The 12,530-nt window shown below is 70.4% G+C and carries 14 protein-coding genes and 1 pseudogene; 5 read left to right on the forward strand and 10 right to left on the reverse strand.

The window, feature by feature from the left end; translation table 11 throughout:
• Window position 1: 1 nt before the first annotated feature.
• The 4 genes from dnaK to IE177_RS12415 form a co-directional block, all read right to left on the reverse strand.
• Window positions 2-1,906 carry a molecular chaperone DnaK gene (gene dnaK, locus IE177_RS12400; protein WP_190015322.1) on the reverse strand — a complete coding sequence of 635 codons (1,905 nt, stop codon included), beginning with the start codon at window positions 1,904-1,906 and terminating at the stop codon, window positions 2-4.
• A gap of 81 nt (window positions 1,907-1,987) precedes the next feature.
• A complete protein-coding gene (locus IE177_RS12405; protein ID WP_190015323.1) occupies window positions 1,988-2,140 on the reverse strand; it encodes a hypothetical protein in 153 nt (50 codons plus the stop codon).
• 418 nt (window positions 2,141-2,558) lie between these two features.
• On the reverse strand, window positions 2,559-3,125 hold the full coding sequence (locus tag IE177_RS12410) for a type 1 glutamine amidotransferase domain-containing protein (RefSeq protein WP_190015324.1): 567 nt from the start codon (window positions 3,123-3,125) through the stop codon (window positions 2,559-2,561).
• Between the two features lie 227 nt (window positions 3,126-3,352).
• Window positions 3,353-3,802 carry a DUF1931 family protein gene (locus IE177_RS12415; protein WP_190015325.1) on the reverse strand — a complete coding sequence of 150 codons (450 nt, stop codon included), beginning with the start codon at window positions 3,800-3,802 and terminating at the stop codon, window positions 3,353-3,355.
• A 248-nt stretch (window positions 3,803-4,050) separates the two neighbouring features.
• Between IE177_RS12415 and IE177_RS12420 the strand changes: the two genes are divergently transcribed.
• The gene (locus tag IE177_RS12420) at window positions 4,051-4,476 is read left to right on the forward strand and encodes a DUF2267 domain-containing protein (RefSeq protein ID WP_229816021.1); all 426 of its coding nucleotides are present in this window, start codon (window positions 4,051-4,053) and stop codon (window positions 4,474-4,476) included.
• A 24-nt stretch (window positions 4,477-4,500) separates the two neighbouring features.
• Window positions 4,501-4,941 (forward strand): annotated as a pseudogene (locus tag IE177_RS12425) (aldehyde dehydrogenase family protein); the annotation flags it as partial.
• A gap of 32 nt (window positions 4,942-4,973) precedes the next feature.
• Here the strand turns inward: IE177_RS12425 and IE177_RS12430 are convergent.
• Complete coding sequence (locus IE177_RS12430; protein ID WP_190015326.1) at window positions 4,974-5,336, reverse strand: DUF2267 domain-containing protein; 363 nt, start codon at window positions 5,334-5,336, stop codon at window positions 4,974-4,976.
• A gap of 353 nt (window positions 5,337-5,689) precedes the next feature.
• On the opposite strand from IE177_RS12430, the gene IE177_RS12435 reads away from it, so the two are divergent.
• From IE177_RS12435 to IE177_RS12445, 3 genes are all read left to right on the forward strand, one after another.
• Window positions 5,690-6,628, forward strand: a complete 939-nt coding sequence (locus IE177_RS12435) for an SRPBCC family protein (protein WP_190015327.1) — start codon at window positions 5,690-5,692, stop codon at window positions 6,626-6,628.
• Complete coding sequence (locus tag IE177_RS12440) at window positions 6,625-7,797, forward strand: zinc-dependent alcohol dehydrogenase (protein WP_190015328.1); 1,173 nt, start codon at window positions 6,625-6,627, stop codon at window positions 7,795-7,797. The genes IE177_RS12435 and IE177_RS12440 overlap by 4 nt, the downstream gene beginning before the upstream one ends.
• Before the next feature lie 309 nt (window positions 7,798-8,106).
• The gene (locus tag IE177_RS12445; RefSeq protein ID WP_190015329.1) at window positions 8,107-8,652 is read left to right on the forward strand and encodes a hypothetical protein; all 546 of its coding nucleotides are present in this window, start codon (window positions 8,107-8,109) and stop codon (window positions 8,650-8,652) included.
• 18 nt (window positions 8,653-8,670) lie between these two features.
• Here IE177_RS12445 and IE177_RS12450 read toward each other — a convergent pair whose 3' ends face one another.
• The 5 genes from IE177_RS12450 to IE177_RS12470 form a co-directional block, all read right to left on the reverse strand.
• The gene (locus IE177_RS12450; protein ID WP_190015330.1) at window positions 8,671-8,991 is read right to left on the reverse strand and encodes a DUF2795 domain-containing protein; all 321 of its coding nucleotides are present in this window, start codon (window positions 8,989-8,991) and stop codon (window positions 8,671-8,673) included.
• 411 nt (window positions 8,992-9,402) lie between these two features.
• Window positions 9,403-11,184 (reverse strand): helix-turn-helix domain-containing protein, encoded by a 1,782-nt coding sequence (locus IE177_RS12455; protein WP_190015331.1) that lies wholly within the window; start codon window positions 11,182-11,184, stop codon window positions 9,403-9,405.
• A gap of 165 nt (window positions 11,185-11,349) precedes the next feature.
• Window positions 11,350-11,514 (reverse strand): hypothetical protein, encoded by a 165-nt coding sequence (locus IE177_RS12460; protein WP_167545802.1) that lies wholly within the window; start codon window positions 11,512-11,514, stop codon window positions 11,350-11,352.
• 19 nt (window positions 11,515-11,533) lie between these two features.
• Complete coding sequence (locus IE177_RS12465; RefSeq protein ID WP_190015332.1) at window positions 11,534-11,731, reverse strand: hypothetical protein; 198 nt, start codon at window positions 11,729-11,731, stop codon at window positions 11,534-11,536.
• A gap of 32 nt (window positions 11,732-11,763) precedes the next feature.
• Complete coding sequence (locus tag IE177_RS12470; RefSeq protein WP_190015333.1) at window positions 11,764-12,426, reverse strand: SDR family oxidoreductase; 663 nt, start codon at window positions 12,424-12,426, stop codon at window positions 11,764-11,766.
• Window positions 12,427-12,530: the final 104 nt, after the last annotated feature.

The following is a 12,530-nucleotide window of genomic DNA, read 5'->3' on the forward strand; positions in this document are numbered from 1 at the left end:
CTCAGCCCTTGTCGAACTCGGCGTCGATCACGTCTTCGTCGGCGCCGGCACCGCCCTGCCCGGAGCCGTCCGGGCCTGTGGTGTCCGACGGACCACTCGCCGCCGCCGCTCCGGCCTGGTGGGCGGCGAGCCCGGCATGGACCTGCTGGAGTTCGGAGATCAGCGGCCTGACCTTGTCCACTCCGGCCTCGTTCTTGACCGCGTCGCGGGCCTCTGCCACCAGCATCTCGGCGCGGGCCTTCTCGTGCGCGGGCGCGGCCTCGCCCAGTTCGTTCAGGCGCTTTTCGACCTGGTAGGCGATCGCGTCGAGTTCGTTGCGGGCGTCGACGGCCTCGCGCAGTGCCTGGTCCTGGCCCCGGTTGCTCTCGGCCTCCTGGACCATGCGTTCGACCTCGCTCCGGTCCAGGTTGGAACTCTCGCTGATGGTGATGCCCTGTTCCTTCCCGGTGTCCTTGTCGCGCGCGCTGACGTTGAGGATGCCGTTGGCGTCGATGTCGAAGGTGACCTCGATCTGCGGTTCGCCCCGCGGCGCCGGGCGGATGTCGGTGAGCTGGAACCGGCCGAGGACCCGGTTGTCGGCGGCCCGCTCGCGCTCGCCCTGGAGGACGACGATGTCGACGGCGGGCTGGTTGTCCTCGGCGGTGGAGAAGGTCTCGCTGCGGCGCACGGGGATGGTGGTGTTCCGCTCGATGATCTTGGTCATCACTCCGCCGCGCGTCTCCACGCCCAGGGACAGGGGGGTGACGTCGAGCAGCAGGACGTCCTTGACCTCGCCCTTGAGCACCCCGGCCTGGATCGCGGCGCCCAGGGCCACGACCTCATCGGGGTTCACGCTCATGTTGGGTTCCTTGCCGCCGGTCAGCCGGCGCACCAGCGCCTGGACGGCGGGGATGCGGGTGGAACCACCGACGAGGATGACCTCGTCGATGTCGTTCTCACCGACCTTGGCGTCGTCCATGGCCTGCCGGACCGGACCGAGGCAGCGCTCCACCAGGTCGCCGGTGATCTGCTCGAACGTGGACCGCATGATCGAGTCGGTGAGATGCTTGGGCCCGGAGGCGTCGGCGGTGATGAACGGCAGGCTGACCTGGGTCTGGGTGACGGAGCTGAGTTCGGTCTTGGCCTTCTCCGCCGCCTCGAACAGGCGTTGCAGCGCCTGCGGGTCCTTGCGCAGGTCGATGCCGTTCTCCTTCTGGAAGTCGTCCGCGAGGTAATCCACCAGGCGCCGGTCGAAGTCGTCGCCGCCCAGATGGCTGTCACCCGCCGTGGAACGCACCTCCACCACGCCGTCGCCGACATCGAGGATGCTCACGTCGAAGGTGCCGCCGCCCAGGTCGAAGACGAGGACGGTCTCGTGCTCCTTCTTGTCCATGCCGTACGCGAGGGCGGCCGCCGTCGGCTCGTTGATGATCCGCAGCACTTCCAGTCCCGCGATCCGTCCGGCGTCGCGGGTCGCGGTGCGCTGGGCGTCGTTGAAGTAGGCGGGCACCGTGATGACCGCCTCCGTGACCCGCTCCCCCAGCTGCTTGGAGGCGTCGTCGGCGAGTTTGCGCAGCACCAGGGCGCTGATCTCCTCAGGCGCGTACAGCTTGTCACGCACCTTGAAGCGGGCCTCGCCGTTCTCTCCCGGGACGACGTCGTAGGCGACGGCCTTGGCCTCGTCGGGGATCTCGTCGAAGTGCCGGCCGATGAACCGCTTGGCCGAGTAGATGGTGCCCTTGGGATTGAGGATCGCCTGGCGGCGGGCCAGCTGGCCCACCAGGCGCTCGCCGGTGTCGGTGAAGGCCACGACGGACGGTGTCGTGCGGTTGCCCTCGCTGTTGGGCACGACGGACGGCTCGCCGCCCTCCCACACGGCGATCACCGAGTTGGTGGTGCCCAGGTCGATGCCCACTGCCTTGGCCATGAGGAACTCCTTCCGCGGCGGTCGACGTCCGTCGGCGACCGTTCATCCTCCGGGCCCTGTCCGCCCGGCTTCGAAACTCGTTCAGCTGGAGGCGGGGCCGCTGCGCGGGCGGCCGCCTCTGGAGTAGGCACTCTCCGTGTTCGCGCCAGATCTGCTGTCCAGCCCGGCGACCAGCCGGACGGCCTCATCGGCGACGTCCTCGTCCACCACGACGTCGTACCGGCTGGGCTCCATCGAGCGGACCGAGGCGAAGTCCGCGGGTTCGCTCGGTCATGGCCACTCCTTCCGCCGACGAACCGCCGAGCGGTTCCGACAGGCCCCAGGGTGGCTGTTCGCCCGGTCACCCCGCCTGCGCCCAGCGGGTCGAAAAGTGACACCGGCGGTCGGTCTGCGAGGACAGGAGGCGGGACAGCGATTCGGGTTCGCGGCTCGCGGCGGGGCACCTCACGGTTCGGCCCGGCACGAGGGAGAGGGGCTCGCGGATGTACTTCTCCGAAGCCCAGAGGTGGCGACGTTCGACGCGGCCGCGCGACGCCACGGACCGGGGGCCGTACGGAGGCGACCGCCACGGATGACCAGCCCGTGGGGTGGAGAGCGAGCCCACGGCCACCGTGCACCGCCCCGCTCTCTCCGCGGCGACCTGGCCGTTGGTTCAGCCGGGCATGGGGTGGTGTGCCCGGGCGAACTGCTCCACGACGGCGGCGCAGAAGGCGGGCAGGTCGGCCGGGCCGCGGCTGGTGACCAGCTGCCCGTCGACGACCACCTCCTGGTCGTCGACGACCTCCGCGCCGGCGTTACGCAGATCGGTGCGGATGCTTGGCCAGGACGTCAGGCGGCGGCCGCGCACGGCGTCGGCTTCCGCCAGCGTCCACGGGCCGTGGCAGATCGATGCGACCGGTTTCCCGCCGGCCATGAAGTCCCTGACGAACCGCACGGCGTCGCGGTCCATGCGCAGCTGGTCGGGGTTCATGGTGCCGCCGGGCAGGAGCAGCGCGTGGTAGTCGTCGACGGAGGCGTCGGCGACCAGGCGGTCCACGGGGAAGGTTCCTGCCGCGTTGAGGTCGAACTGGCGGGCCTGGATCTCGCCGGGATGGAGCGAGACGATCTCGGTCTTCGCCCCTGCGCCCTGCAGCGCACCGCGCGGCTGGTCGAGTTCCACGCGCTCGACGCCGTCGGTGGCCAGAATCGCCACCCGCATCCCCTGCAGTTCCCGTGTCACGGTACGGCTCCCTTCACGAGTCGCTGGTTGTACGACGCGAGCGGCAGGGACACCCGGCATGGCCCGTCCGGATCCCTTTTCCGGACCGGGGACTGCAAGCCGCGGCCTCTGAGCCGCAGATTTTCGTCGTGGTGATCTTCCCCAGGACATCCGTGTGCTTTTCGACACGCGCGTCGAGGACCTCGGTATGTCGGTTCAGATCGGTGACATGCACCGGGGCGCGACTGCTACAGCAGCCGGTCGAAGACCGCGGTCACGCCGTCCCAGTGGCTGGTCTGCGGGTTCTTGACCTCCGGGTACAGGATTTTGAACGTCTCGGCGAGGGCGACGCTGAGACCGCCGATGATCTCGGGGTAGCGCTCTTCGGTCTCCTGGGTGGGTGGCCTGTCGAGCGGAGGGTGCGCGGCGAGCTGTTCCAGGTTCGGCTTCAGATCGACCTCCTCGTCGAGCCGCCGGAACCGGTGGATGCTTTCCTGGAGGCCCTTGGTGATCGGTAGGTCCCACGGTTCGACGGTGTCCCGGCCATTGGCCTTGGCCGAGGCCTGGCCGACGACCAGGAGGTCGTAGAGCTTGGCGTCGACGAAGTCGCCGTAGCGCCTGAGGTCGTTCTTGTCCACGTCGAGGCCTGCGGCGGCGCGGAAGAACCTCTCGAACTTCGACACAGCCATCACGGTCATGCCTCTCGCCTCCTCACCGGGAACCGGACGGCGTCGTTTCGCTGCAGCCAGCGCCGCCATCGGCTGTTACCGGTCGAGATTCGCAGAGCCCGCCTGCTGAGCGCCTCCGCACCCCAGGCCGAAAAAAGACACCCGCTCCTACCCTGGCAGAGCAGCATGCAGTGCGCAGGCATCCCCAGGCCAGCCGTACAGGCCCTGGAGCAAGCGGGGTCGGCCAGCGCGGTGTCTGACGAGGTCATGCTCATCTCTTGGGTGGGCCGGCCGGAAACGCGACGGCGGAAAGCCGACCGCGCTCACAGGCACGGCGCCCCTTCCTCGACACCATCACCCGGCGCGCCCCTGTCCCCCCGGAGAAGGCGGAGCCCCTCACCCGCGCCACCCTGGAAACCTTGGCCGAGCGGCTCACCAGGGGTGAGGCGGAGGACCTCGCGTCCGAACTGCCCAGGCCGCTGAAGGAACCGCTGGTCTCTCCCACTCCGGAGGCCGAATCCTTCGGACTCGACGAGTTCATCAACCGGGTGAGCCGGCGGGCAGGGGTGAGCCCGGACGAGGCCCGCGAGGGTGTACGGGCCGAGCTGAGCACCCTGAGGGACGCGGTCAGTGACGGCGAGTTCCGCCACGTGATATCCCAGCTGCCCCGGGACTTCGAGGCCCTCGTCGGCGCCCCGGGCTAGACGGAGCCAGGCCGGCGCCATCATCGGGCGGGCGTGAGCTTGGGCGAGACCGCCGGCCGCAATGTCAAGAAGTCCGTCCTCGAGCTGGGTGGCAGTGATCCCTTCATCGTGCTGGACGGTCACAACCTCGAGCGCACCGTGTACGCCGCGTTCCTCGGCCGGATGGGCAGCACCGGGCAGTGCTGCGTGGCGGCCAAGCGCTTCATCGCCCTTGCGGACGTCTACGACGCCTTCGTCACCGGGCTGCGTGATCGGATGAGCGAGGTGCAACCGGGAGATCCGGTCGACCCCGCCACCACGCTCGGCCCGCTGTCCTCCGAGGCCGCGGCCGAACTCCTGATGGAGCAGGTTCGTGACGCGGTGGACAAGTGAGCCACGGTGGTGCTGGGCGGCGGGCGGCCCGACCTGCCGGGCGCCTTCGTCGAACCGACCCTTCTCACCGATGTCACACCGGAGATGCGGGCCCAGACCGTGTTCCGGGCGCCGGGAAGCCCGTGCTAGATGTTCTGGAACTCGTTCGGCAGTTGCGACATCACATCCTGGAACTCCGCGCCGGGGACGGCCTCTCCCAGAGTCATGAAAACCGCCGCGACGCCCCGGCGCGACACGGTCTCACCGACGTCTGCACGCTCACTCACTCGCCGGACGAACTCGGCAACGCCGAAATTCTCGGCGACGTCCTCCGGTGGGACCAGCGGCGGGGCGATCTCGGCAGGCAGGACGCCGGCCAAGTGCCTGGCCTCGCCGCCGGTGATCCGCTCGCCCAGCGTCAGCATCGTGGCCCGGGTCAGCTCTCTGGCCTGCTCCTCGGGCTCGTGGGCCCGCCGACTGACGAGCCGGATGAAGTCGTCGCTGTCCATGGCGTCTCCAATCCTGCGACTCGTGACAGGTACCGCGCATGCCCTACCCGAAACGGTGAACGACATGCCGGCGCCAACCTCGCGGCCGGTGCCCAAAGCGCCGGTCACCGCCCGTCCTCTTCCCTTTCCTCGGTAAAGGGGCGCACCGCGCCCAACAGAACCCCCAACGCACCGGTGAGCATCCCTGCCTCGGCGACGCGTCGCCGCGACCGGACGGCTGCGCCGGTTCGGTACGCGATCCGAGGATTGGATGCGAGTCACGCGGCAACTCCCGTGTTATCCGCTGTGCGCGCTTGACCTTCTCACTCAAGTGGCCCGCCTTCCGTTGACCTCACCGCACGTGGGGAGCACTCATGAAGACAGACACCCGTTCCGCCTCCCGCCTCCAGGACGATCCGCTCGTCAGGGGCCTCGGCTGGGCCAGTGCGCTCCTGGGCGTGCCTCAGGTCCTCGCCCCGGCCGGCTTCGCCCGGGCCTTGGGCGTGGGCGACGCCTTCCGGCACCGCTCGGCCACGACCGCTGTCGGTGTGCGCGAGCTGGCGGCGGCGACCGGGCTGCTGGGGCGGCCGCATCCCGCCTGGCTCTGGGGGCGCGTCGGCGGCGACCTCATGGACCTGACGATGCTGACCCGGGCCCTGAGGAACCATGACGGTCGCGGCCTGGGCCGCACCGTTGCCGCGACCGCCGCGGTCACCGCTGTCACGGCCACGGACGTCTACGCGGCTGTGACCCGCACCCGTAGGAGCAACCCCATGGAACTGACCGCGGCCACCACCGTCACGCAATCCCCGGACGAGGTCTACGCCGTCTGGAGGGACCTGAAGCGACTGCCGGACTTCATGGCGCACCTGGACGAGGTGCGCGTCACCGGCCCGCGCACCAGCCACTGGCGGGCCTGCGCGCCGTTCGGCAAGGCGGTCGAATGGGACGCCGAGACCACGCAGGACGTCCCCGGCCGGCTGATCGCCTGGCGGTCGGTGGACGGCGCCGACATCGACAACTCCGGCGAGGTCCGCTTCGAGCCCGCCCCCGGCGGCCGGGGCACGGAGATCCGGGTGACCCTGCGCTACGACCTGCCCGGCGGGGCGGTAGGCAAGGCCGCGGCGCGCTACTTCGGCGAGGAACCGCACCAGCAGCTGGACGACGACCTGCGTCGCTTCAAGCAGATCGTGGAGACCGGCGAGGTCGTCCGCTCCGAGGGCGCGCCCGGCGGCAAGCAGGCCCGCGGTGAGTTCCCGCAGCACCCGGCCCGACCGCTGACCGAGGACGAACTGAAGGAGGCCCTGGCATGAAGGCGAACTGCTGGACGGGACGCAACTCGGTCGAGGTGCAGGACGTCCCGGAACCGTCGATCCTGAACAGCCGCGACGCCATCGTGAAGATCACCTCCACGGCCATCTGCGGATCCGACCTCCATCTGCTCGACGGCTACGTCCCCACCATGGAAAAGGGCGACATCATGGGCCACGAGTTCATGGGAGAGATCGTCGAGGTCGGCCCCGGCGTCAACGACAAACTCCGCGTCGGCGACAGGGTCGTCGTCCCCTTCCCCATCGCCTGCGGCGCCTGCGCGTCCTGCCGCGCGGAGCTGTACTCGTGCTGCGAGAACACCAACCCCAACGCCGGCATCTCGGAGAAGCTCTTCGGCCACCCCACCGCCGGCATCTACGGCTACTCCCACCTCACCGGCGGCTTCGCCGGCGGCCAGGCCGAGTACGCCCGCGTGGTGCTCGCCGACGCCAACGTCCTGAAGATCGGCCCGGAGCTCACCGACGAGCAGGTGCTGTTCCTGTCCGACATCCTGCCCACCGGGTACATGGGCGCCGAAATGTGCGACATCCAGAAAGGCGACGTCGTCGCCGTCTGGGGCGCCGGCCCGGTCGGCCAGTTCGCCATGGACAGCGCCCGGGTCCTGGGCGCGGAGAAGGTCATCGCGATCGACAAGGAGACCTACCGGCTCGACATGGCCGCCGCCCAGGGCTACACCACCATCAACTTCGAGGACACCGACGTACGCTCGGCACTGCTCGAACTCACCGGCGGCCGGGGCCCCGACAAGTGCATCGACGCGGTCGGCCTGGAGGCCACACACGGTGCCTCCCACGTCCACCTCTACGACCGCGCCAAGCAGGCGGTCCGCTCCGAGACCGACCGGCCACACGCGCTGCGCCAGGCCATCCTGTCCTGCCGCAGCGGCGGCGTGGTGTCGGTCATCGGTGTCTACGGCGGACTGATCGACAAGTTCCCGGCGGGCGCCTGGATGAACAGGTCACTGACCCTGCGCACCGGACAGTGCCACGTACAGAAGTACATGAAACCGCTGCTGGGCCTGATCGAGCAGGGCAGGATCGACCCCACCCGGGTCATCACCCACCGGCTGCCCCTGGCCGAGGCACCGACCGGCTACGACCTGTTCAAGAACAAGAAGGACCACTGCGAGAAGGTCGTCCTCAAGCCGTGAGGGACTCGCCGATGAACTGCGGCCCCCTCGCGGCGCCCAGCGGCCGGACTCTTGGTGGCAGGAGCTCACCGGAACGCTGGAGAAGGTGTCGGCTGTAGACACCGACCGCGTCGCCGTACGACAGCCGGGATGGGGCCGCGCGCCGGAGGGGACGAAGACACGCTCCCCGCCTGCACGCTGCCCCGGCGGGACGCCGGTGCCCGCGTCCGTACCGTCGGCTGGGGGGGGAATGAGGCTCGGTGCGGCTGGCGCACTGTCTGTCCCTCGCTCACACGCGAGCCGATCGCTGGGAACCGAAGGAGGCCGCAGATGAACACCCTTCCGCATTCCACCGCGACCCAGAGCCGCCCCACGGGACCAGGTGTCGACATGAGGCTGCTCGGCATCTATCTCAACGACCACCTCGCCGGCGCCACCGCCGGGACCGAACGCGCCACCCGCCTGGCGCGCGCCGCCTGCGGGTCCGCGCTTGGCCGCGCGATCGGGCCCGTAGCAGCCGACATCGCCCAGGACCGGACAGCGCTGCTGGACATCATGAGGGATCTCGGCGTTCCCGTTCGCCGCTACAAGGTGTGCGCGGGCTGGGCGGGCGAGAAGCTGGGACGGCTGAAGCCCAACGGCCGCCTGCTACGCCCGTCACCGCTCGGCACCATGCTGGATCTGGAGGCCCTACGGCTGGGGGTCGAGGGAAAGGCGGCCGGGTGGCAGGTCCTGCGCCGCCTCAGCGCCGCCGACGAGCGCCTGGACCCTGCCCGGCTCGACACGCTGCTCGAACGAGCCCGGCGGCAGCAGGAAAGAATCGAGGAGTGGCGCGTCCGCCAAGCCGAGGAGGCACTGGCCACCACAGTCGGCTGAGCCGCTGCGGCCCGGCCGTCAGCTGTCCAGCTCCTCCTCGACTGGAGGTTTCGGCACCTCGCGCAGATGCTGGGACTGTCCCGGCCTGCCGCCCTCCCGGGCCTGCTCGGCTCGCTGTGCCGGGCTCAGCCCGAGGTCGGAGGCGGGGTCCACGCGGACCGACCGGGCCACCTCCTCACGGTTGGCGTACTGCTCGGCCGGGATGCCGCGCAGCGCCTTGACGACATCCGGCGCGGCGCCCGACCGGCTCGCCGCTTCAATCAGCTTGTCCTTGCCCGCGGGGAAGTCGACATCCTTGATGGCCTCCACCACGTCCCGGGCGCTCGTACTGTGAGTCATGGCCCCTTCTCCCTCATCGGAATCCGGAATCCTGGGCCACCCGGGTAACCGGCAGAGGCCACTCACTCACCTCCTTCACCCGCCGGATTTCCTTCGAGCGCCGCGGCCACGGCTGGATTTCCGCCTGCCGCCCGAGCACGGACTTGAAGACCTCCACCCGCGTTCCCTGCGCCAGCCAGGGCACGGATGCGGGTACGAAGACCGTGGTCCGCAAGCGACGCGTCGTGACCGACCTGCCGGCCTCTGGTCACCGCGGCCGGTATCCGGGACTCCGCGGCCGGCACCCGGCTGCTCGACCAGGTCGCCGCCGGCCGTCCTGGCATCCGCAGGGCGGCCCAGACGCCCCTGCGCCGCCCGGCCCACCCACTGCAGCGCTGTTGACACCCCTCCCCCAGGAGTTCCAGCGAGGCGTCAGCCGGGCCCGCCCAGCACGATCTTCCACACTCGGGTCGCCACCTGGAGGTTCAACCGGTCCTCGACGTTCGCGAGGTCGTTGCCGCTGATGTCGCGGATGCGCTGGAGCCGATAGCGCAGCGTGCTGCGGTGGATGGCGAGAGATTCAGCGGTCTCGTCGTAGTTGCCGCCGCAGTCGAAGTACCGGGACAGGGTCTCCACCAAGGTCGCGTGGTGCCGGGAGTCGTAGTCGATGAGCTGCCCGAGCCACTCCTGGACGAACGTCTCCAGTTCCCGGTAATCATTGCCGGGTCCCAGGATGCGGTAGAGGCCGAGCTCGTCGAAGAACGTCGTTCCGTAGCGGTCTCGGGAGTGGCGGCGCACGTCCAGGGCGCGCTGCGCCTCCCGGTAGTGGTGGGGGATGTCGTTCAGGGAGTCGGAAGGGGCGCTCACCCCGATCGTCCCGGACCGTGTTCCGGTCTCCCGGACGAGCGCCTCGTACAGCGCGTGGGCGTGCGGCCTGCCGTCGGCGACCAGGACGACCTGGCCGGAGCGTCGGGTCAGTAGCGAGCGCATGCCCACGGCAGAGGCCGCCCGCCCCACGGTCTGCGCGAAGGAATCGTCGGCGGTCCGGTTCGGCCACTGCACCACGACGACGTAGTGGCTGCGGTGCAGGTCGTATCCGACTGCCTCGGACCGGGCGTAGGCGCTCGCCTCGTCCGTCCCTGCCAGGAGGTCGTCCACCAGCTCGCGGTGCAGCCTCAGCTCCACTTCGGCCAGATTGCGCAGGTGCGTCAGCGCGGGGGCGAGTGACGCGGCAGCGTGTTCCAGCGCGAGCACGGTGTGCTCGTCGGCCTCGTTCCGGGCATCGACCAGGGCCAGCACGCCCAGGATCTCGCCGTGCGGGCGGATCAGGGTGATCAGCCGGTCCCTTATCCGCACAGGTCCGGCCTGACGAGCGACGGCGTGCAGCATTTCGTCCTGGCGCACCGGGTCCGGTTCGGGATAGGGGACGGGGCGGCTGGGGCCGGTCCAGGACCTCAGCCGACCGAAGCGGTCCTCGACCAGCGCGGGAAGTCCAGTGAGCCCGTGCAGTGCGCGGGTGACAGCTTCCTCGCCGCCACCCGAGGCAGCGACGCCGGCCATGAACGCGTGAACGGCTCGCTCGTAGCCCAGCTTGGCCACCACAGAGATCAGCTGCCGCTGGAGGGCTGTGCGTTCCTCCCTCAGTCGGTGCAGCTCCAGCGCGTCCTCGAGTCGGCGGCGATGTGCGAAAGCGACTGACAGTGCGGCAGCGGTGTGCCGGACGAGCGTGGCGAGCAGAGATCGCTCGGCCTCGGTGGGCCGAGAGCGGGACGTCACCACGAGGTAGCCGTGGAGTCCCTCCAGTCCGCGCAGCCCCAGGGCCCGGCCCCGCGGCCTGCCTGGTACGGTCACGTTGCCGTCCTGACCGGCCAGCTCCCGCACCCTCCGGCTCACGGCCAAGGCAGGCATCTGCCCGTCCCTCGGACTGGGGACCAGGTCGCCGCTCACATTGAGGTATCCGGCCTCGGCGCTGTACGGCCCCGCGGCGGCTATGTGGTCCATGGCCAGGCGCAGGATCTCGACTTCGTCCGGAGTGCCGAACAGGGCGCGGGAGAGCGCGGCCAGTTCGTGCAGGGCATGGTCGGCTGGGGTGCGAGCGAGCGGGCGGCGCCCTCCGCGCGCGGCCGTGGGGTGCCGCCCGGCGCTGCGCCGCGGAAGGCTGCCCTTCCGGTGGGAGTAGCGGTGGTACAGGCTGTGCGCCCGACTGCCGGCCATGGGACCACTCCGTCCCTCGAAGCCTTCAGAGAACCGAGCGGCATGTCGCGTACCCGCTCACGGGCCGGCTACCCGAGATGTGTGGATCCTTTCTCTCCCACTCGCGGGGCGACCGGACCTGTGCGTTCCTGACTCGCCAGACGCAGGCGTGGAGCCACCCGGTTGCTAGGCGTCGTCGCCCCGCTCGCCCTCGGCCTGGGAGGGCTCGCTCCGGGGGACGTCCGGATGCCGTTCCGTTGCGGTGCGCTCGCCCGTCTCGTCCCGCTCGCCCTCGGCCTGCGAGGGTGTGCGCGAGTACCAGGCGTCGTAATCAGGGGCTCCGGATTTCATGACGGGCCTCCTTCGTCGCTCACGTCCATCCTCCCAGCTTGGCCCGGACCTCCTCGACGTGCTCCTTCTCCGACATCGCCTCGACGTACCCGGAGGCGTGGCCGATCGACTGGTGCTCGAAGGGTGTACCGCTCGGCACGGCGATGTCCCTCAGCTTGCGGAACACCGTGTCGGCCTCGCTGCGCAGCGCCTTCGAAAGCGCCCGGGTGTGAGTCATCATCCGCACCCGGGCGAGGGCGGGGTGCGGCGTCAGCCGCCGGCCACGGCGCGCACCGCCTCCTCGACCGGGGTGGACCCGCTGATCAGCTGGAGAATGCGCCCGGCGGTCCTGGGCTCGTGGAGCAGGGCGGCGAGCACCGCAGCCACGTCATCGCGCGGCACTTGGCCGCGGTCGGTGTGCTCGGCGAGCGTGACGCGGCTGCTACCGGGGTCGTCGGTCAGCGTTCCCGGGCGCAGAATCGTCCAGTCCAGTCCCGGACGGGAGGCGATGTCGGCGTCCGCCTCGCCCTTGGCCTTCAGGTAGGCGGCGAACACCGGGTCGGTGCCGGGCGGCGGCGGACTGTCCACGCCCATCGCGGAGATCACCAGGAAGCGGCGCATCCCGGCGTGCTCGGCCGCGTCGGCGAGCAGGATGGCCGCGTTCCGGTCCACCGTCTGCTTGCGGGCCGCGCCGCTGCCCGGTCCGGCGCCCGCGGCGAACAGTGCCGCGTCGGCGCCGCCAAGGTGGCCGGCCACCTCGTCCACCGAGGCGTGCTCCAGATCGCACACCACCGGTTCCGCGCCGTCCGCGCGCAGGTCGTCGGCGTGGTCCGGGTTGCGGATCAGCCCTGTGACGTCGTCGCCGCGCGCCGAGAGCAGCCGGGTCAGCCGGCGCGCGATCTTTCCGTGTCCACCCGCGATCACCATGTGCATGGGGTCATTCTTGCCATAGGCAACCGCTCACGCCGGGCTGCGGGACTGCCACGGCAGGTCGGGTCCCACGGTTGCCGGAAGTCGGCGTACTCGCGCGCCGCGCC

This window comes from Streptomyces lucensis JCM 4490 (assembly GCF_014650035.1).
Classification (GTDB): Bacteria; Actinomycetota; Actinomycetes; order Streptomycetales; family Streptomycetaceae; genus Streptomyces; species Streptomyces lucensis.